Source organism: Vibrio sp. LQ2 (assembly GCF_023920125.1).
Classification (GTDB): Bacteria; Pseudomonadota; Gammaproteobacteria; order Enterobacterales; family Vibrionaceae; genus Vibrio; species Vibrio fluvialis.
Map to the genome: position 1 here is coordinate 1,853,708 of NZ_CP085308.1, position 19,942 is coordinate 1,873,649.

Annotated in this window: 15 protein-coding genes and 2 pseudogenes; 6 read left to right on the forward strand and 11 right to left on the reverse strand. The window is 46.0% G+C overall.

Annotation, left to right across the window (positions count from 1 at the left end; genetic code table 11):
* Positions 1 to 31 precede the first annotated feature (31 nt).
* The 5 genes and pseudogenes from LGV68_RS08700 to LGV68_RS08720 all read right to left on the reverse strand — a co-directional run.
* A pseudogene (locus tag LGV68_RS08700) lies at positions 32 to 508 on the reverse strand (CSS-motif domain-containing protein); the annotation flags it as partial.
* A 331-nt stretch (positions 509 to 839) separates the two neighbouring features.
* Positions 840 to 3,956 carry a DUF748 domain-containing protein gene (locus LGV68_RS08705; RefSeq protein WP_252536544.1) on the reverse strand — a complete coding sequence of 1,039 codons (3,117 nt, stop codon included), beginning with the start codon at positions 3,954 to 3,956 and terminating at the stop codon, positions 840 to 842.
* Positions 3,957 to 4,418: 462 nt separating this feature from the next.
* Entirely contained in the window at positions 4,419 to 5,855 is a 1,437-nt protein-coding gene (locus tag LGV68_RS08710) for a glyceraldehyde-3-phosphate dehydrogenase (RefSeq protein ID WP_024375360.1), read from the reverse strand.
* 356 nt (positions 5,856 to 6,211) lie between these two features.
* On the reverse strand, positions 6,212 to 7,255 hold the full coding sequence (locus tag LGV68_RS08715) for a hypothetical protein (RefSeq protein WP_044362682.1): 1,044 nt from the start codon (positions 7,253 to 7,255) through the stop codon (positions 6,212 to 6,214).
* Positions 7,252 to 7,692, reverse strand: a complete 441-nt coding sequence (locus LGV68_RS08720) for a hypothetical protein (RefSeq protein ID WP_233920973.1) — start codon at positions 7,690 to 7,692, stop codon at positions 7,252 to 7,254. The genes LGV68_RS08715 and LGV68_RS08720 overlap by 4 nt, the downstream gene beginning before the upstream one ends.
* Before the next feature lie 119 nt (positions 7,693 to 7,811).
* Here LGV68_RS08720 and LGV68_RS08725 point away from each other — a divergent pair, with 119 nt between their 5' ends.
* Complete coding sequence (locus tag LGV68_RS08725; RefSeq protein ID WP_222735536.1) at positions 7,812 to 10,463, forward strand: ATP-binding protein; 2,652 nt, start codon at positions 7,812 to 7,814, stop codon at positions 10,461 to 10,463.
* Here LGV68_RS08725 and LGV68_RS08730 read toward each other — a convergent pair.
* Together LGV68_RS08730 and LGV68_RS08735 are read right to left on the reverse strand one after the other, a co-directional pair.
* A complete protein-coding gene (locus tag LGV68_RS08730) occupies positions 10,441 to 12,255 on the reverse strand; it encodes a bifunctional diguanylate cyclase/phosphodiesterase (protein ID WP_202659517.1) in 1,815 nt (604 codons plus the stop codon). The two genes, LGV68_RS08725 and LGV68_RS08730, sit on opposite strands and share 23 nt — an antisense overlap.
* Positions 12,256 to 12,510: 255 nt before the next feature.
* Positions 12,511 to 12,975 (reverse strand): cytidine/deoxycytidylate deaminase family protein, encoded by a 465-nt coding sequence (locus tag LGV68_RS08735; protein ID WP_252536546.1) that lies wholly within the window; start codon positions 12,973 to 12,975, stop codon positions 12,511 to 12,513.
* Between the two features lie 822 nt (positions 12,976 to 13,797).
* Between LGV68_RS08735 and LGV68_RS08740 the strand changes: the two genes are divergently transcribed.
* Entirely contained in the window at positions 13,798 to 14,445 is a 648-nt protein-coding gene (locus tag LGV68_RS08740; RefSeq protein WP_202642906.1) for an exopolysaccharide biosynthesis protein, read from the forward strand.
* A gap of 31 nt (positions 14,446 to 14,476) precedes the next feature.
* Positions 14,477 to 14,593: pseudogene (locus tag LGV68_RS08745) on the forward strand (osmotically inducible protein OsmC); the annotation flags it as partial.
* A 105-nt stretch (positions 14,594 to 14,698) separates the two neighbouring features.
* On the opposite strand, the gene LGV68_RS08750 reads toward LGV68_RS08745, so the two are convergent.
* The 4 genes from LGV68_RS08750 to LGV68_RS08765 all read right to left on the reverse strand — a co-directional run bounded on the left by LGV68_RS08750 (position 14,699) and on the right by LGV68_RS08765 (position 17,908).
* Complete coding sequence (locus tag LGV68_RS08750) at positions 14,699 to 15,802, reverse strand: phosphoribosyltransferase (protein ID WP_252536548.1); 1,104 nt, start codon at positions 15,800 to 15,802, stop codon at positions 14,699 to 14,701.
* Entirely contained in the window at positions 15,799 to 16,659 is an 861-nt protein-coding gene (locus LGV68_RS08755; RefSeq protein WP_252536554.1) for a hypothetical protein, read from the reverse strand. The genes LGV68_RS08750 and LGV68_RS08755 overlap by 4 nt, the downstream gene beginning before the upstream one ends.
* A gap of 100 nt (positions 16,660 to 16,759) precedes the next feature.
* Entirely contained in the window at positions 16,760 to 17,476 is a 717-nt protein-coding gene (locus LGV68_RS08760) for a DUF6035 family protein (RefSeq protein ID WP_289781663.1), read from the reverse strand.
* A 12-nt stretch (positions 17,477 to 17,488) separates the two neighbouring features.
* Positions 17,489 to 17,908 carry a hypothetical protein gene (locus tag LGV68_RS08765; RefSeq protein ID WP_252536556.1) on the reverse strand — a complete coding sequence of 140 codons (420 nt, stop codon included), beginning with the start codon at positions 17,906 to 17,908 and terminating at the stop codon, positions 17,489 to 17,491.
* A gap of 215 nt (positions 17,909 to 18,123) precedes the next feature.
* On the opposite strand from LGV68_RS08765, the gene LGV68_RS08770 reads away from it, so the two are divergent.
* From LGV68_RS08770 to LGV68_RS08780, 3 genes are all read left to right on the forward strand, one after another.
* Entirely contained in the window at positions 18,124 to 18,690 is a 567-nt protein-coding gene (locus LGV68_RS08770; protein WP_252536558.1) for a hypothetical protein, read from the forward strand.
* A 104-nt stretch (positions 18,691 to 18,794) separates the two neighbouring features.
* On the forward strand, positions 18,795 to 19,196 hold the full coding sequence (locus tag LGV68_RS08775) for an OsmC family protein (RefSeq protein WP_252536560.1): 402 nt from the start codon (positions 18,795 to 18,797) through the stop codon (positions 19,194 to 19,196).
* Between the two features lie 98 nt (positions 19,197 to 19,294).
* A complete protein-coding gene (locus LGV68_RS08780; RefSeq protein ID WP_024375354.1) occupies positions 19,295 to 19,900 on the forward strand; it encodes a DUF1294 domain-containing protein in 606 nt (201 codons plus the stop codon).
* The last annotated feature ends 42 nt before the right edge of the window (positions 19,901 to 19,942 follow it).

Below are 19,942 nucleotides of genomic sequence, written 5' to 3' on the forward strand. Positions count from 1 at the left end.
GAATCACCATACTGACACCGTTTAAATCATCATCGGCATAGAGATATATCACGGAGTGTGTTTTTGTTATGGCGGTTTTCGTGAACGTCAGAGTTTCATGGGTTGGGGAGGCGACCACACGTTGAAATACCGAGTTATAAATACGTACCGAAGACTCACCTTGTGAGCTGGTGCAATAAATTAATGGCGAGCCATGAAAGATACCGATTTCTTTTGCGTAGTCTGACTTGAAGACAAACTTTCGAAGGTTCTCTGCTACGTTACTACATGGAACGTCTGTATGAACTTGGTCAATCAGGGATTGTGTTTGCTGGCGGGTGTGCTGCAGTGCCTGTTCAATCTGTGAGACTGATTGGTTACCCAAATAATCAAATAATCGATTGCTGTAAAATACGCAGATAAGTGCGTAGATTAATATTGATAAACCAAGCAAAAATATATGATGAATTAATGATTGGCGATTTAATTTACGCAATAAAAACTTAGGAGTTAATTGGGTTGTTAACATACAGTCGTGAATTCCGCCTCTGTCTCACTCTCACGGTGAGAGCGCGATATTCTTAAAGGTGGTTTAACCAGTCAACTTATTGTCATTGATAAATTTTTGACAAACGAGAGAGCTGATTAAACGAACTGTCATCTTCGTATATATGGATAAAAGAGTCAATGACTGACCGTATTTTAGCGTATCAGTGAGTACTTATATAAAGCTATTATTGAATATAAATGGAAATAAGAAAATTGATCTGACTTTAATCGGTTTTAATAAAATATTAATGGTACAAAAATAATAAAAAACGCCCCGGGTTATCCGGGGCGTCAGCGGGTTTTAGATAGAGTTAGTTGGCGCCAACCGTGAGCTCTGCGCCACTGTCTTCTGTTTTAAGGTGCGTTTTGCTATCAAGCAGGAATACACGCTCTGGAGCAATATTGGCTTGGTCCACCAGATACGCTTTCACGGCTTTGGCGCGCTCTTCTGCCAGATTGCCTAACTGGTTTGGCGTGATGTTGGTCGCGTTAACCAACTGGTTGTAAAGGCCAAGCATTAACGTCGTCTGGATTTGCTCCTTGGTTATTTCCTTGCCTTCTGCACGCTCGGTCAGTTGTTGTTCAACCTTATTGCGTTCTTCACGAATGTTGAGACCCAGCTGCTTTTTGGCCAGTGATTCAACCGCATCGGCCAGTGGCGCTGATTCGGAAATTCGGCTCGCACTGAAATCGGTTGGCAGAGCATCCAGCCCACTTTGCTCCAGCAGTGCCTGCTGCACCTGCATTTCTGCCAGTGCTTTGCTGTCGTCCGCTTCAGACACCGATGCCGCGATGCTCAGTTTCAGTCCTGGGCGTGAGTCCAGAGCTTCAGCCAACTTGGTCAGACGTTCCTGCTCATCTTTATCCAGCTCTGTCGCGCCAAATGCAAAGGCTACATGGTTGAGTTCTTCATCGGAACCCACCAGGTTGGCGAGCAGAGAGAATGGTGCTGTGACCGCTTTGACGATGATATTGGTCAGTGCCTTGAGAATGACACTGCCGAAACTGAAATCCGGGTCGTTAACGTCGCCGGACACCTGCACACCCAGATCAATGACTCCATCTTTGTCCTGCAAGATGGCGATAGCCAGTGTCAGTGGCAGGCTGGTCGCCAGATCGGACTCGCTCGGCTTACCCAGTTTGAGCTGGTCGATCACAAGATGGTTGTTACCTTCCAGCTGGTTGTTGTCCAGTTTGTAGTTGAGTGCCAGTGAAAGCTGACCTTTATCGATGTAGTAACCTGCGTAAGTACCGGAATACGGGTTAACGGAGGTCAGTTCAACGCTCTTAAACACTAGGTCCAGATCGAGATACGGTTTTTCAATCAGCGGGTTAATTTCACCTTTGAGTGTGACCGGTGCGTACTTATCGATCTTACCTGCGATGTCGACCTGAGCTTTGGTTCCCGGTGTCGACGAAAGGTGACGAATCGAACCCTGCAGTGACTCAATCCCTGACGCAAAGTTTGGCGTTAATGAGTTGTCCGCGAAATACGCTGAGCCATTGACCAGTTTGATGGCCGCAATGTCGATCGCCAGTGGTTGCTCTTTGGATTGGCTGGTGCTGGCTTTGACGCTGACCGCTTGTTTTTGGCTGCCTGACGCAGGTTTGGCCGCCGGCGCCTTGCTTTCAACGACAATGTTACCAATGTTGGTTCGTTTATCTTTGGCTATCATTACCTTAGCGTAAGGCGCATTGAAGGTGATGGTGTTGATTTTCAGCGCGTTTTTCTGAGCATCGAAATTGAGTGAATCGATGTTCATCGCCTGCCATTTCACCAAAGGTTGGTTCTGTAATGTGTCCCGAATGAGCAGATTATCAACCGATGCCGTACCTTGATATGTTGCTTTACCCTGACTGTCTCCGCTGTAGTTACCCGCAGTGGAAAGCTGACCTTTTGATAAATGCAGATTCACGTAAGGTTTGAGATAAGGTTGCAACTGGCTCAGGTCCAGATCGCTGATCGCGAGCTTGCCTTGTGCACTCAGTGCTTTCGCATCGACGCTGCCTGAGGTTTTGATTTCGCCTCGGCTCTTTTCTGGCTGTGAACGGCTACTTGAGCTCAGGGCCAGTGAGACATCATAATCAATGGGTTGGCTGAGATCGCTGACCACAGCACCCGTGGTAACCGACATCGGGAACACGCGCCAGAAGACGCCATCACTTTGTGCGCTCTCCTTGACGTTGATGTCGGTGTCGGTCATGGCAAATTGGTTCAAACGTACCAACCAGCTTGGCGCAGCGTTGTCTGTTGCATTGGTGCTTGTTTTCGGCGCCGCAGCGGTTGGCTCTTTCTTCGCCTGTTTCGGCTCGAACAACGTTTGCAGATCCAATCCCTGACGAGTGAATTGTGCATCGACCCACAGGCCTTTCATCTGAATACCAGCAATGTCGACAACCTGGGTTTCGCTCTTCAGCCCAATGCCGTTGACAGACAGAGAGGGCAGTTTAACTTTCGCTGCTTTACCATCGCTGACAACAAGATTGTTCATGGAGAATTGACCATCGCTCAGCTGATAACTCAGCGTATCGGCGTGGTGCGCAGCAAGATAATGGGCGGAGAAGTTGATCGCACCATCAGTCACCGCTGCTTTCATTTGATCGGCGGTAAATGGCCAGAATGGCGGCAGTGTCAGTCCTTTGAGGGCGATGTCGCCCTCGATTTCCAATGGCGCCAGTTGGAATTGACCTTTCAGCGACAGCTCACTGCTGTCGACGCCCTGAATGACAAAGTTGTAGTGGTTGGCCGCAGTGGCGAGTTCGGTATTTTTGTCCTGCGCGTATTGTGGCAGCGTGAGGCTGTATGCCTGACTGTCAAACTGAGACAGGTTCAGGTTCAGGCCGTCGTAGTTCAGATTGGCGCCGGTGACATTATCTTTAAATTGGAATTTGCCTTGGGCAATCTGAATGTTGCCAATGCGAAATGCCGGGATGGCGGAATCAGTTTCGGAGGTCGCGGCCGTTTCAGGCGGTGTTTGCTGAGTACTCGCCTGCAATGTGTCGACGATATCGCTGAAATTGAAGCGCGCTTGTTCACCAGAACTGAGACGTTGCAGCGCGATTTTCGGACCCGTTAAGGTCACATGATCGACAGTTGGCGTCAGCGAGAACACGCTTTTCCAGAAACTGACTTCGACTTCCAATTGATCAAACTGAGTAAAGGCATCCTGTCCGTTTGCTTCCTGAATCGCAAATCCGTTGATGCGAGCGCGCAGCAGGAACGGGTTGATCCGAACTTCGTTCAGTACAACCGTTCGGCCCAGTTGCTGACCAAGCAGTTCGGGTACTTTAGCTTGCAGCACGGCGGGTGTGATGAGTCCCAGCGTGAGAGCGTACAGCCCATAAGCTGAGAGCGCATAGGTTCCATAGCGCACATATTTGGGTGCTTTCTTAAAGCGTTGAGCAAGATTTGACAAGGCGTTTGGCATATTAGGGGGTGATCCCTTTTATTTTGACTTCAGTGTTTTACCTGCGGGGAAGAAATTTCTGTGTCGTGGATGGTATGGCTGTATTTATTGCATAGCATTCATATGCTTATTGGTGTTGTTCTCGCAGCAGCACGACAATTTCTGCGCCTTTAGGCTTCGTATTAAGTGTATATCCTAACCCGCAACTTTTAAGAAAAGAGCCAGATTTTAGTCAATCTAACGGATTAGAAAGATTGCGGGTAAGTGTACCTAAATTTACTGCTGAGGAATAAGAACCAGAACCAAAAAAATAGGTAACCAGTGGAATAGTGAGGGAAAGTTAAGAAAAAAAGCCGCCCACATCAGGTAAGGGCGGCAAGCACGGGGGTGTGTATGCCGTCAGAAGGGAGTGTCACGAGAGGTATAAGTCGTCACACTCTCATCTTCAGGATTGGTTTTTATTATGTTGTGGAGTCTAAATCTTTACGCTGATGGATAAGTTTTGTAACGAACACCCATCATCTGTTCCATACAGTGAACGACCTGACAGCTGTAGCCAAACTCGTTGTCATACCATACATACAGTACGCAGCGGTTGCCTTGAGCGATGGTCGCAGCACCATCAACCACACCAGCATAGCGAGAGCCAACCAGGTCAGTTGAGACGATTTCAGTCGATTCGGTGTAATCAATTTGAGCCGCCAGTTTAGACTTCAGTGCCATATCACGCAGGTATGCGTTCAGCTCGTCTTTGTCGGTCTCTTTTTCTAGGTTCAGGTTCGCAACGGCCATAGAAACGTTTGGCGTTGGGACGCGAATCGAGTTGCCTGTCAGTTTACCTGCCAGTTCAGGCAGAGCTTTCGCGACGGCTTTTGCTGCGCCTGTTGAAGTCAGCACCATGTTCAGAGACGCGGAACGGCCACGGCGATCGCCGCTGTGGAAGTTATCGATAAGGTTCTGGTCGTTAGTAAACGAGTGAACAGTTTCGATGTGACCCGATACCACGCCATATTTGTCGTGCATCGCTTTCAGCACAGGCGTAATCGCGTTAGTGGTGCAGCTTGCCGCTGAAATGATGGTGTCTTCTGGCTGAATCACGGATTCGTTCACGCCGAAAACAACGTTCTTGATGTCACCTTTGCCCGGTGCGGTCAGCAGCACTTTCGCCGCGCCTTTTGAACCTAGGTGTTGGCCCAGACCTTCAGAATCACGCCAAACGCCAGTGTTGTCGACCACGAGAGCGTTGTTGATACCGTACGCGGTGTAGTCTACGTCTGCTGGAGAGTTCGCGTAGATAAACTGAATGTAGTTACCGTTAGCGATCAGAGCCTTACGTTCGTTATCAATGATGATGCTGCCATTGAATTGGCCATGAACCGAGTCACGACGCAGCAGGCTGGCACGTTTTTCCAGGTCGCCTTCTTTGCCGCCGCGAACCACGATGGCACGCAGACGCAGCGGGTAACCCGGACCACTTTTCTCAATCAACAGACGAGCCAGCAGACGACCGATGCGGCCAAAGCCGTACAGAACCACATCTTTCGGTTCATTCATCACTTCGCCATTCAGCGCGCCTTGCAATGCCGTCGCCAGAAAATCTTTCAGGCCGTGTTCTTCTTCATGAGCTTGCCAGAACTGGTGTGCCATCTGACCGATGTCAACGCGACATGGAGACAGTTCCATCTCAGACAGTTGTTGAAGGATTGGCATGGTTTGTTGCAGAGAGAGGGAGGAGCCAGTGTAGCGGCGAGCAATGCGATGAGTTTTGATGATGTCGATGGTGTCAGCGTTGATCAGTGTTTTACCGAACAGGATCACTTCCACCCCTTTTTGACGATATAGCTGACCGATCAGGGGAGACATAGCTTCAGCAATCGTTTGGCTAGTTTGCCATTCTAGGAGATGTTTCTCTGGACTCATTTTTACTCGGGACCTTTCACGTTTCGTTGAGCTTATTTGTCCATCCGTAGGGGGATGAACAACAGCGGTTTCTGCCCGCAGTTTGGACTGCGTTTGGCATAGGGGGAGTTTGTTATTTTTATGTGGCGGGATTGTAAGGGCTAACTGGTTATTCTGCTAGGAAAAATAATGGCCATATTTTCAGCTTTAAAAGTGTAAATGTGCAGTGGATGTAAATGGTTTCAGTCCGCATTTCTGCGTATTGACAAATCCAAAGCAGCACACTTATTTCGTGCTAATTTTGTTTCATATCTATTTCATTTGTAGGTTTTGCATTATTTGTTTCACAAAACTGTAATCTTTATCAAATTACCCCCTTAAAAGGTAAACGAAATAGCCAGAGAGATGATGTGGGCTTTGGTCTCAATCCCGGTCAGCGGGTTTTGCTCTCTGGTGAAGTGACCACTGATGATATTTTCTGTGCTATTGACTACTTGCCATTCGCCGTTGATGGCGACATTTGGCACGACGTTGTAGCGCAGGCCGAACAAGTAAGAGTCATTGCTGTATAACTTGCGTCGCTGACCATACTGCGCATAGGGCTGCCATTTGCCAAACTGGCGCGCCAGGCCGACATACCAGTTGGAGTAGAGTTGGTTGTCATAGATATATTCAGAAAACAGGTGGTAATCGCCCAGCGCGTAGTTGATACCCAACGCCAGCAGATCCATATCGTAGTGCGAAATGTTATACGAGCCAGTTTTAAGATCCGCTTCGGCAGTAAGATAAGCAATGCGGAATACGTTATCGTCTTGATACCAGTCCATCGTCAGGCCATAAGCGGAGCTGGCATCCAGCGTGTACTGAGTGTTGTAAAGTCGGTAGTCGTTTTCACTCGGCAGTGCGGCAAAGGTTGAAATACGCAGCTGTGACGCATCGGTCAACATTTTATTCCACTCAAAAGAAGCACCATCGTAGTGCGTGATACCCAATAAACTGTCGTATACATCTTGTGGTGGACGAATCCAAGGATAGGCCACCGATACATAGTAGTATTCGGACATCATAAAGACGGGTAAACGCAGCCGTCCTACTTTGGCGCTATAGGCCCCCCAAGCCGATTCCAGATATGCCCATTCCAGCTCCGGGCTGGAAAAGTGGTCTTGCGGGCGTTTGACGGTTTGTACTGATGTCCGCCATTGATCGTTGATGATCCAATCAAGTTGCAAGCCCAGTGTGGTGTCGCAGTCGAAGCACCATTCGTCATCAATATTGCGATGAACAAAAATGGGTACGGAGGTGTCGGATTTAGTGGCCGATACCGTGCCGAAACCGCTGACCCGAACGTGTTCTCCGACGTTGATCTGACTCATCGCCAATGGCGAGAACAGTAATAAGCCGATGAGAGACGTTGTTTTCATAGTCCTTCCTCACTATCGAAGACATAAATGACGTTGACTGACTCGTTGACCCAACTGGCGGGGACATAGGCGATACCGTTTTTGTTGTGGGTTAGCCACGCCATGATTTCTTCCATACTGCTGCTTTTGGCTTCAAAAGGTGCCTTGCTGCGCCCTGAAAAAGTTTGCCTGGCCCAGATGGCTTGCATCTGTGCCGGGCTTTTGCCGAGCAGTCCATAATAGAACTGCTCACGCAAAGGTGAGCTATGGGGCAGATCCAGCAATGAGATGTTGTATTCATCAATATGGCTCAGGCGACCTCGATACAGCATTTTGACCTGACTGGACTTGAGTGGGGGAAGGTTGGGGTTGAGTGTGACAATAGCATAAGGCTCCGGATACGCAGCGGTGCTCCAGAGCAGAAAAAAGCCTATGACGATAAACCAGACTCGCTTCACCAAAAATGGTTTTCCTTAACCTAACTGACTCAACTTTCTTGAAATTATGGACGCAAACGGTGCGAAGACTGTCTACTCTTTAACCATAGGCTAGCTCTCTTCACAATCAAGGTTTAGGAATGCGCACTGCTTCTCGCTTCTCGATAAAAACTCGCCTGATGCTGCTTTGTTTAGTGCCGATGCTTGTGATTGGTTGGGGAACGTGGAATCTCTTCGGCCAGTTTCAGTCACAATTGTCGTCCTATCGTGTGATCACAGAAAAGATCACCATGCTCAGTCACATCACCAATGTGACGCATCTGATGTATCAAACCATGATTGGTCGCACCAATGGCGATGATATTCAGCCCTATCTTGCGCAACTCGATCAGGAACTGAATGCCGTGAATGGTTTGCTCGATACGCAGACGTACACAGGGTTGATCGGTAACTCAGGACTGCTGATCAAAAACAACGTAGCAGAACTTAAAAACCTTGCGCGTGAGGTTAACTCGGCGTCGGCTTCCAATATGGAAGATTACGGTCAGTGGTCGTTTGATCTGATTTACGAACTGTTGGTGGAAATTCAAAAACGCAGTAATCATCAGGCGCCGTCTGAGATTCATACGCTGGATGTGGTGTATGACGACTTGAGCTGGTTTCTCTACTGGATGCAGCGTGAAGTGTGGTTTATTCGCGGCGTATCGGAAACGGGGAATTTTGATCAGCAGCAGTTGGGTCAGTATTTTCAGATAGCAGAACGGGAACAGCAACATCTGGAGCGTTTTATCGATACCGGTGCCAGTACCGCACAGCTCGATCAAATCGTCAAACTCTTCGCGCAGCAAGATTTCAGACAAGGGGCACTGGTGCGCGATAAAATATTGCATCAGGAGGTGACACCGCAAGAGTTGACCGGATACGTGCAGTCAATTGAGAATCGCCAGGCGGCGGTGCAAAAGCTATTCATGGGTTTTTCCGACCATCTTTCGCGGCAGATTGAACAACGTGTTGCCAGCGATACGCAGCGTATCACAACGATTAGCGCAGGCGTTGCATTGGTCTTCGTGCTGCTGCTGATTCTGGGTCTTGGCACCTTTTATCGCATCTCATCCAAACTCAACCGCATTCTCGACACCATGGGACGTTTGCGCGAGCAACGTGACAGCGCAAAGCAGATCCCGATTGACGGGAACGATGAGTTTTCAGATTTCTGTCGCAGCCTGAATCATATTGTGCAGGAAATGCAGGCCCATGAGGCCAAACTGATTCACGCCAAAGAAGAGGCGGTTGCGGCGAACCGCGCCAAGAGCTTCTTTCTGGCTAACATGTCGCATGAGATTCGCACTCCGCTTAACGGCATTATCGGTATGACGGAGATACTGGCCTCCACAGGCCTCAACACGAACCAGAGTGAAGTCTTAGCCGATATTGATACCTCTTCCCACTCGTTGCTGATGCTGCTCAACGACATTCTCGATTTGTCGAAAATCGAGGCGGGCAGTCTTACGCTTAACCCCAACAGCTTCAATTTTTCGGAAATGGTGTATGACACCGTCAACATGGTGAACTCAAAAGCGGTCAGCCAGCATATTGCGTTAAATATTCAGCTCGATCCTGCGTTGCCTGAATTGGTGATTGCGGATGAATATCGGGTGAAGCAGATCCTGATGAATCTGCTCTCTAACGCGGTGAAGTTTACCCAGGATGGTTACGTCAATGTAGAGGTGAACTATCTCGACCAAAGCCCTCCGATGATTCGGTGCAGTGTGACAGATACGGGCAAAGGCATTGAGAAGAGTAAGCTGGCAACGATTTTTGAGCCGTTTACTCAGGAAGATGGCAGCATTACGCGCCGGTATGGCGGCACGGGGCTGGGGCTCGCGATTTGTCACGAACTACTGGAGATGATGCATGGCTCAATTCAGGTTCATTCCACCAAGGGGTTGGGCAGCCAGTTTGAGTTCATTATTCCGGTGGATTTGCCAACGGAGCAGCCCGCTATCGCGGCCTTGGGCGAATACACGTTGCTGGTAAACAACAATTCCAACTATTCCGCGGCGATTCGCCGTGAGTGTCAACGGTTGGGGCTGGATCTGGTCGAAACCAACACGGTTGCTCAGTTGGCTGAAATAGCCTTTACCAGCAGTGTGGTGAACGTGTTGTATTGCTATAGTCTGGCGCAAAGCTGCCGCGCAGATATTGCGGTACTTAAACAGCGTTTTCCACACGCTAAACTCATCATGTTGCAGCACCATCTCTTCACCAATAAAGAAGTGGCTGAACTGGTGAATGGCCGAATCACACTGCCGTTTTTGGGCAGCCGTTTCGAGCGGATGATCCGCATGCCGTTAGTATCCAGCGAAGCGTCGCTTAATCAGGAACGCCCTTTGCTGACGGTCGATGCTGATAGCACTTCCCGCATTCTGATTGTCGAAGACAATCTGATGAATCAGAAAATCGCGACGTTTTTTCTCGAGAAAGCAGGGTTGGAATATGTGATTGTCAGCAATGGTCAGGAAGCGGTGGACATTGTTACTCAGGGCGGCCAGTTCTCTGCGGTGCTGATGGATTGCATGATGCCTGTCATGGACGGATTTACCGCCACGCGCAAAATTCGTGAGTGGGAAGCCGAAAAAGGGCTGAAGAAAATACCGATCATCGCTCTCACGGCCAGTGTGCTGGATGAAGATATCGCTCACTGCTTTGAAGCAGGGATGGATGCGTATTTGCCCAAACCGTATAAGTCAAAGCAGCTATTCGATATTTTTAATGAGCTTGAAGTCGCGTAGGCTCCGGATATTCGATGCGCTCGATGCGTTCAATGAATTGATTCGCAGGGAGCGGTTTTGAATAGTAGTAGCCCTGATATTCGTCGCAGCCTTCAATGGCCAGCAAATGCAGTTGGTTGTGGTTGTTCACGCCTTCGGCCGTAACCACTTTACCCATGTTGTGGCCCAACTGAATGATGGTACGCACCAGCATATGGTCATCGTGGTTGTGCACGCAGTCATCAACAAACGATTTATCGATTTTCAACACATCAACGGGCAATTGTTTCAGGTAGTTCAGGGACGAGTATGCGACACCAAAATCATCGATCGCAATTCGTATCCCCAGCGTACGTAAATCCTGACAGGTTTCACACACGTTCTCCGGTTGCTGCATTAACGTGGTTTCGGTAATCTCCAGTTGCAGTAGTTTCGGATCTAACCCGGTTTCACGCAGGGCTTTGGTCACCACATGAAAAATATCATCGTATAAAAACTGCACCGTAGAAACATTCACGGCAATACAGATTTCGTGACCTGCTTGTTGCCAGGCTTTGGCCTGTTTACACGCGGTTTCAATCACCCAGCGACCAATCGGAATGATCTGCTGGCTCTTTTCAGCCACACCCACAAATTCTTCCGGATTGACCAACCCTAAATCGGGATGTTGCCAACGAATCAACGCTTCTGCGCTATGCACCTGGCCTGTGGCAATGTCGACTTTTGGCTGAAAGTAAAGCGCAAGCTGCTGCTTGTCGACGGCGTTACTCAATTCTCTTTCCAGTTGGTAGTTGCGGATCGTTTCGCTGATCAGCTCTTCATCAAAATGCTGAATGATATTTTTGCCCTTTTGCTTGGCGCGCAGCACAGCGATGTCCACATTGCGGCACCAGATGTCGCTGTCGTGCATGGCATCCTCGAACAGGGCAATGCCGATACTCATGGTCATGTGATACGTACGGTTGTTAAGGCTAAAGCCTTTATTGCACGCTTCCAGAATGTAGTTGGCCACCTGATCGGCGTAGAAACGAATGTCGAACTTGTCTTTGAGAATGATCGCGAATTCATCGCCGCTCATGCGATAGAGATTCACCCGCGAAAAATCCAGCTCACGCAGGCGTTTCGCCAGTTCCGTCAGCAGCTTGTCACCTTGCTGGTGGCCAAGGCTGTCGTTGATGAGTTTGAAGTCGTCAATATCCAGTTGCAGTAACGCGTAATGTTCCGTGGGATCACGGTGACGCTCCAGCTCTTTGGTTTCGTGGGTAAACGCTTTGCGATTGGCCAGTTGAGTCAGGAAATCGGTCTGGCTGTCGCGGCGATAACGTTCCAGCTGGCGCTGCAGCTTCTGTTTGTAATAGACACCGACCGTGGCAAAGAAGGCGATGGCCGTCAGTTCAAGCGCATCTTCAGTGAATTCGCTGAAAGCTGGCGTTCCCACTTTTTGGTATTGCAGGTAGCTGGCGATCAGCAGGATTGCTGAAGCAAACGGCCACAGTGAACCGGGGTAGAGCACGATGTAGGTCAGGGGGATCAGAAGAAATGCTTCTTCTATCGCATCCAGATTGAGCGGTTCAAAATAGCTCCCCACCAGAATAACGGCAATAGAAGTGATGGACGCCAATGCTTTCAGCCACCGCGGACGGGCAACCAGAGCGATCAGCATACAAACCGGATAGCCATAGTAGTAGTGCACCGCGACGTGATGTTGGGTGAGCAGCGTGTAGCTGATGACGGAAACAGCGAGCAGATACAACAGCGTAATGATAAAACGCGTACCTAATCCTGAAACAGCCTTATTTGACGTTGATGCCATAGAGATCCTGTTTTAGTCGCGCTCGGGCTGCAGAGAAAGCGAGTTGCAGCGAATCGGGTTTATGAATGGAATTGTAGCCCCAGTTTCTCTGTCACAAAGCAGACTCAGGTCAAAACGACAGACAAACACGGCAAAGTTACCGCTCAGTCTCATTTAAGAGACGGTCAAAAAACGCTCTTAACTTTTGTTTTAATTCGAAAGATTGAAAAGACAGCGTAGGTAGAAAAATAAAGCCCTCCAAAAGGAGGGCTCATATTATTTTTTGATTTCGCTGATAGGTTGCAGCTCATTAATTGGCAGCCAGTTCACTTTAACCCCTGCCTGTAGGAACATATCCTGACTCACTTTAATTTTGTCGCCCCAGCGCGACAGAAAATCTTCCGACTGCTCCGGACAATGCACGGCAGAAATACCAGTTTGAATGATTTTGGCTGCGCAGTTCGGACAAGGGAAGTGGGTGACGTATATCTCACAACCATCCAGATCTCGTTTCGCGAACAGAATGGCATTCTCTTCGGCGTGCAGTGTCTTGAGATATTTCATGTCACGATCATCAGTATTGGCGCTGTCAGAGATACCGTGTGGATAGCCGTTAAAGCCAACCGAGACGATGCGATTCTGTTTAGTAATGACGGCTCCTACCTGCGTGGAAGGGTCTTTACTCCACGAGCCAACAAGTTCTGCCATTTGGTAAAAGCGTTGTGCCCATTTAGAAATCATGTGGTGGTTTCCTCAACAGAGTTAGCGGTGAGTTTTGTCAGTTATGTGATTAAGATCGGTAATAATATCCTTAATTTAATAGGGTGAGTCTAGGAAAATCTGGCCTTCAGCCGCCAAGACAGCCTGACTGCTTCCTTATTATGCTTTTTAGAGTGAGAGCTCCATCAACTTTTGTGTTCGAGGGGCTTTTTGATGACAGGGATGATTTAGGATTGGCTTTGTGCGAGATCTCTTACACGTGATGTGAGAGATCGGCGTTTGTAACTATCATCAAAAACGGAAGTTTAACTTTAACGTATTGTAATTATTTACTTTTATTTGATTTGAGAGACTTTCTCAATATCTATCGTGTTGTAAGCCGCTTGCTGAAAATCGCCGATGTCGTAATCTCAAGTTGTCAGCAGGAAGCAGACACGGAACAGGAAAGACCCAAGGACAGGTCATCTTCAGGACGAAGATTCGATTATTCAGGATGAATGGTCGGCATGGAAAGCGAAGGACATTAGCTGGACGCTTGCTAACTAGGATGGTTACAACGGAAGGTCGATGGACAACCTAAAGGATTAAGGCGTAAGTCTGTCAGGATGACGGAAACAGGGACACCGCTAGGACGGCGATGAAACGGAATGCGCTGAAGGATACAGCAGACTATCAAGGAATAGATGCAGGGAGCACCTATTAGTAGCCGGATTGCTGCGAGTAAGAACTGAACCCCACTAAGCGAAAGCTTAGTGGGGTTTTCTTTTATCTGCGCTGACAAAGCGCAACAGTGATTATGGCAAGTTGTCGTAAAGACAATAATCTCGATTGCGTGAGGCGAGAATGATGAATGATAATGCGCCCATCCGCCTGATTCCGTCAGGCCAACAAAATAAAGAGAGCGATCACTACGTGGAGAAAACCTCTGAGTTTCTGGTTAAAACTTTAAAAGATCACCCTGAGCCTTATTTGTCGATTGGCACCTTGCTGGAGCTGCTTAAGCGACGCTCTTATGGCGCGCTGCTGATCATGCTGAGTTTAGCTGGCCTGATTCCTGGTATCTCTTTTTTCGCCGGGTTTGCGATTTTCCTGCTTGGCCTGCAATTGGCTCTGGGTTTTCAGGCACCACGTCTGCCTCGCATCATTCAAAAACGTAAACTGCACCGTCAGAAAACCATTCGTTTTATTGAAGAGCTTTTGCCTTGGTTTGAACGCATTGAGCATTACATCAAACCGCGTTGGGAACCGCTGTCGAATAAGATGGCTCGTCGTGTCATTGGTATTATTATCTGTGTTCTCGCGGCGGTCGCAGTGCTGCCGCTGCCGTTTGTGAACTTCCCGCCGAACATCGCGATTATCTTTTTTGCACTGGGGATTATTGAGCGTGATGGGCTGTTCTTGATAGTCGGTAGCGCGATCAGCCTGTTTGCGGTGTGGATAGGCTATATTCTGGTTCGTATAGCGATGAACTCGCTGATGTTGGTATTATGACGCCAAGTTCTGGCATAGATGAGTAGTAAAAATGGAAGCACAAGTTAAGTGGGTTGAAGACTTTAAGTTTATCGGCCAGTCACAATCGGGCCATTCTATTGTGATGGATGGAAACGGCGGTGCAACAGCGCCAAGCCCAATGGAGATGGCTGGGTGTCCGAAATTTAACGATTAATTCTGTAATTGAACAGTCTCTTTACTGGATGAGAGCCACTCCAAAGAATGGCTCAACCGAAGCATCAAGGTCCTTTATTTAGCTGCTTGTACCATATAAACGAGCCCCCATGTCTTTCTTGCCTGTAGGTCTATCCTCTTTATTGGAAAAACCCAAGCAATGGAAAGTAACTTTGTTGCTAAGAGCTTGTAGCTTAGGAAGTGATTTGATATTGATGCATAGACAGATAACATGGATCTGTTTGTTGTAGTTACTTGGAAATCTTCCCACTATGTCTTCAATTGTCGCACCAGTATCAATTACTGAGTCGATGATAATAAGGTCTTTATCCATAGAAACTAAGTCGATAGCACTACATCCCTGATGGTATGTAGAGTATTGTCCATCGAAGTTATGGACAAAACCATTTGCAATGAAGTTACCAGAGCGATCCATTGAAATGACTTGGTAGTTATCTTTACTGATATCGATCTTTGTGTGGAAAGAGTGTTCTATTAACCGACCAATATCAAGGTGACGTTCTCTCAGGCATGATGGTTTCAGACCGAAATCAAACTGATCTTTGTACTTATCTCTTAACTCCTCATTTTGAGGCAATAAATAGTGGTTTAAAAATGTAATGTCAGAGAAACGCTTACTTGCAAACTCCCCGTTATTATCAGTAGCATTTAAAAAACCAAAATCAAGTTTGTTCTTTAAGCAATAATCTTCTGCTGCTTGAAACTCAATTTCAGATAATTCTTTAAGTTTATTTATTTTTTTTACATTTCGACAACGTGTTTGATTTATATTGTCATTCGTAATGTTTTTGTTTATTTGAAAGGATGAGGCATTAAGAAAAATCAATCCATCACTAACTGAACGGTTTTCAGTAGCCATAGCTTTAATTCTTATTCCTTTTTCAATGTTATCCACAAACATATGTCCATCAAAAAATGAAAATATGTTTATTTCTTTATCATAATATAATTGATAGTGAAATCTATTAATGATTTCTTCACGTTGCTGTGTAGAGAGGGTGTTTATTTCTTTGATGGATGTATTTTCTTGTTCTAAGAAAGAAATTAAACGAGATGATGTTTGGACTGCTACACCACCCTCGACACTATCAGCAAGAACTTTTGTTGCTGTGGTTTTACCAGATCCCTCTAACCCAACTACGAAGTAAAGCTTGTTATTCATTTCTTATTGTTCTCGTTTAAATATTGTATCGATTTTTCAGCTATTCTTTCTAAATTCCCTGAACTTTGTACTGCAACGCTAATACTTGATTCTCTGTTTATTGTTGCACATGAATAACAAGCTTCTTTGGGTTTTTCGTCAGATAAGTAGTTAATAACTTGTTCTATTGTAGTGCTATCATCAATAAATAAGCCTTGTTCATCCCAACCTTTTTTAGCTATTCGAGAGCAACTAAAAATACGGCTGCGTTCTAAAGTGACATCGAACTTCCTATAAAAACATGTTTGCCAATGACGTGCGGTTTCTTCTTTGCTGTTAAAAACCTCTGAAAGAAGATCATCCCAAGCATCTTTGCGTCTAAAATCAACATTACCTTTAAAGTTATGGCCTTGAAGAAAATCAATCCATGCTGATTCGAAAGCATTTGTTTTGATATAGTCACTTATAACAATGCTATCCAAGACGTTAAGTAAGTCAGGAGATACACCTTTGGGATATAAACCATTTGTTACTAATTCAATTTCATTTGATATGTTCAGCGATTTTATCTTTATAATAGTAGAGTTTAGATCTTTAAACAGTGTTGCTTCGCCGCCAGCAATAACAATTTTATTTATTTTTATCCCGCACTTATTTAAATTTACTAATGCAGATATATGTTCATCTACACCTGATTTATTGTAAGGAGATAATTGGTTAGGAACATTAAAACCACAACCAATGCAGTCTAGGTTGCATTGAGAGCTAACCGATATCTCTAACTCTCTAATTATTCCTTCGGAAAATACATTTGCCACTTTCCTTACTCTGGATGTAGAGTTATTTGCCAAACTATTTGTTTGCTTTTCTTGTTTCAAGTTGCTTCCTTACAATGTGATACTTATAGATGAAATTTTTTGTATTATAGAAAATTATATATGAATAACTATGAATAGGTAAGCTATAATTGGTTGGTTTTTAATCGATTTCATGCCCGCATCTGCTGCAAACGGTTAATCTACCCATTTTTCGAGGTTTTCCTATGTTCAAGCACTTTCGGCAGATTGAGGCGCTTCCAACAGATTTGACTGACGTTGGTACGGAGGATAGTTTCTGGTTTCGATGAGCTTTTTCTCTGTAGGTTTTGGGCGCATGAAAATTTGAATACAAGCGTTCTAACTTATTAAGTCGCTCTTGTGCATCTCTTTCTTGTTGTAAGGCAGTTTCTCTGGCTCGATTTCTTTCTTGCAGTTCGATTTTGTGTCTAAGCTTTTCATCATTAATTTGTTCGATTACCTGCATTCTCAATTGTTCAGTATCTACGAAGTACGTTTTTTTAGTAGCCTCATCAAAACTAAGCAAAGAGAAGTCCACGATTTCTGAAACCCACTTGTGAGCGCTGGTCAATTCTTCGGTCATGTAAGGTTGTCGGAAGTAGCATTTCATGACCAGTTTATCGTTAACCTCGGATTCATGGTTTGCCTCATTGTCCAAAACGAATACGTTAGCTTTATTGACATAGGCTATGTCGAGAGTTGTGAATTTTTCAGAGTCAAAGTCAAGAAATACCCAAGTGATATAGGCATCGTTGTTTTTATAGAATTCTTCTCGACTAATGATAACGTCAAGAAACGTTGTCGATACTTGAAGTTCGAATACGACTTCTCGGTTATCCGAGGCTAAACGTGCTGAAATATCAGGTCTACGCTAGTGTTTGGCTATACCAACAGGGTTCTTTTCTCGGAATGTTTTTTCTATATGAATCTCATCAGAGAATAGGGGATCTGAACTGAGCAGTTCTGCTAACCTTTGTTTACCCTCTTTGTGTTGTCGTCCCTCTTTTTGACCGTTGTATTTCATCGCTTGAATCTCTTCCATTGTGAGATTCGTGGTAGTTTTGATTGGGCAGTCTTCTGAGTCTTTTACGTGAGCAAAGAATGTGGTTCTTTGCGGTGTGGCTCTTAAAACTACGGGTTGAAAACAAACATTACAAAGAGCCAATGGGTTTGTTTTTCTGTTTTTCGCGATTGCGGTTCTGAATTGGAAGTATTCCTGTTCTTCACAAGAATCTAAGAACTCATTAGCATCAATTACCTTATCTTCCTGAGTCAAAAATACAGAAGTCATGTTCCTCATGGACGGTTCCTATACTACCGAGTATTAAAATTAATTATGCTCATTGTTGATTATTGTATGAAAGCACAGAGTTCAAGAGTATGAGCTGCGTCAAATACAATTGTGATGGTTTGATACTTATGGATTTATGTCTCTAAGTTATTTGATTTCATCGACATGGGAAACAAGTCTATAATCATATGCAACATGGATGCTTAGGTGAAAACATGAAGATAATACTGGTAGATGCTGAGAATGTTGGCCTGAAAGGTGTGGAGAAGATTGCTCCTTCTGTATCTGATAAAGTTTTTGTCTTTTCAAAATCAGATAACATAGAGCAATTTTGTGAAAAAGAAATGTATCAGCACATCTCAGATTATCCATCAGGAGCTAACCAAGCCGATTTTTGTATTATTGCCTACCTAATGAGATTTCTGGCTCACTATGACCTTAAATCACTCGCGCAAGTAGTGTTTGAGCTTCATAGCAATGACTTAAATTTAATCTCCGCATTTCAGTATCAATGCAATAGATTTAGTGTTAAATCGGAATCTGTTCAGACGAAAGAAAGCTCAAAAGTTGTCGCTTTGCCTGTTGAGCAGAAAAAATCTAAGGCAGATAATGCCGAAGAACGGTTGTACGCTGCTTTATCTAAGCCAAGAGCCTTAGATGAAGCATTGCAGAAAGAGTTACGCTTATCACGACAAGTTTTTACAAAGGCTATCAACGCTCTTTCATCAAGTAATAAGATCGTTCGATCTGCTGAAACAAAGAAGAAATGGGTTCAACGGTAGGTTTAGCCAAATACAGTGGTAAACTAAATACCATCGGTAAAGAGCAAATAGATAGAAGCCACTCGATAGAGTGGCTTTGTTGCATAAAGTAGGAAATAAGTATTATGAAAGCAGAAGTAACGTGGATCGAAGATTTAAAATTCGTTGGTAAAGCTGATAAAAAACAAGAGATTATCTTTGGTGCGGGCGACAGTACAATTGTTTCACCAATGGAGATGGTGCTGATGGCGGCAGGTGGTTGCAGCTCAGTTGACGTGGTGGATGGTCTTAAATCTGCGGGTGAGAAGGTTCGTAGCTGCACGGCTAAACTGACGACAGAGCGTCGTGAAACGGCGCCGCGTCTGTTCACCAAAGTAAACGTTCACTTTGCTGTGTCCGGTGAAAACCTCAGCGAAGAAGTGGTCGCGCGAGTCACCGCCGATTCACTGGAGAAATATTGCTCGGTGTGCCTCATGTTGGGCAAAGGGGTCGAAATGACCCACAGTTGGGAAATCATCACTGAATAAAAAAGCCGGGCAAAAGCCCGGTTTTTTATTGGGCGGCATTCGCTGTTGTTGCCTGCTTAGCTATGCTTAAAGCACGTTGATAGAAAACCCAGCAAATCATGGCGGTCAAAGGACGAATCACAGAGTGGTATGCAGACAAAGGCTACGGCTACGTTACTCCGGAGGCCGACGCGTTGCGCATCAAATTTTATCAGCAGGATGTGTCTAACTCAGTCGATCTGAAAAGCCACTCAGGACAAGAAGTGCGGTTTCGCATTGTTCAGGATGAAGAAGGGAAGCGGCGCGCCACTCACCTTGATGGTGTGCGTGCGTTTCCGTGGTCGTCACTGACCGCCATGTGGTTTTTTGCCGCATTAGTCGGCTGTGTGATCTATTGGGAATATCCGCCGGTTGTTGGTTATTACTACCTATCGGTCAGTATTCTGGTTTGGTTTATTTACGCATTAGACAAACGAGCAGAAAAACGCAGCAAGCCACGAACAGGTGCATCGGCCGTGCTTTTTTTGTCTTTGCTGGGTGGCTGGCCGGGTGCACTGCTTGGGCAATACCACCTGAACCTTTCACCTCGGTCATTGCTGTTCCAATTGGTCATGTTGTGCATTGTGTTAGGGCACATTGTTTGGCTTATTTGGACGCTGACGCCTAAGGGAATAACGCAGCTACACGCTCTCATCTCAACAATTTCGTCTTTGCTTCTCAAATAGGGGAAAGTCAAACTGTCGGTTTTTCTCTTTTTTCCTGACTAA

Coding starts and splice junctions, on each gene's coding strand:
- LGV68_RS08705 (WP_252536544.1), bottom strand. CDS start 3,956: ATGCCAAACGCCTTGTCAAATCTTGCTCAACGCTTTAAGAAAGCACCC.
- LGV68_RS08710 (WP_024375360.1), bottom strand. CDS start 5,855: ATGAGTCCAGAGAAACATCTCCTAGAATGGCAAACTAGCCAAACGATT.
- LGV68_RS08715 (WP_044362682.1), bottom strand. CDS start 7,255: ATGAAAACAACGTCTCTCATCGGCTTATTACTGTTCTCGCCATTGGCG.
- LGV68_RS08725 (WP_222735536.1), top strand. CDS start 7,812: ATGCGCACTGCTTCTCGCTTCTCGATAAAAACTCGCCTGATGCTGCTT.
- LGV68_RS08730 (WP_202659517.1), bottom strand. CDS start 12,255: ATGGCATCAACGTCAAATAAGGCTGTTTCAGGATTAGGTACGCGTTTT.
- LGV68_RS08735 (WP_252536546.1), bottom strand. CDS start 12,975: ATGATTTCTAAATGGGCACAACGCTTTTACCAAATGGCAGAACTTGTT.
- LGV68_RS08740 (WP_202642906.1), top strand. CDS start 13,798: ATGATGAATGATAATGCGCCCATCCGCCTGATTCCGTCAGGCCAACAA.
- LGV68_RS08750 (WP_252536548.1), bottom strand. CDS start 15,802: ATGAATAACAAGCTTTACTTCGTAGTTGGGTTAGAGGGATCTGGTAAA.
- LGV68_RS08765 (WP_252536556.1), bottom strand. CDS start 17,908: ATGACTTCTGTATTTTTGACTCAGGAAGATAAGGTAATTGATGCTAAT.
- LGV68_RS08770 (WP_252536558.1), top strand. CDS start 18,124: ATGAAGATAATACTGGTAGATGCTGAGAATGTTGGCCTGAAAGGTGTG.
- LGV68_RS08775 (WP_252536560.1), top strand. CDS start 18,795: ATGAAAGCAGAAGTAACGTGGATCGAAGATTTAAAATTCGTTGGTAAA.
- LGV68_RS08780 (WP_024375354.1), top strand. CDS start 19,295: ATGGCGGTCAAAGGACGAATCACAGAGTGGTATGCAGACAAAGGCTAC.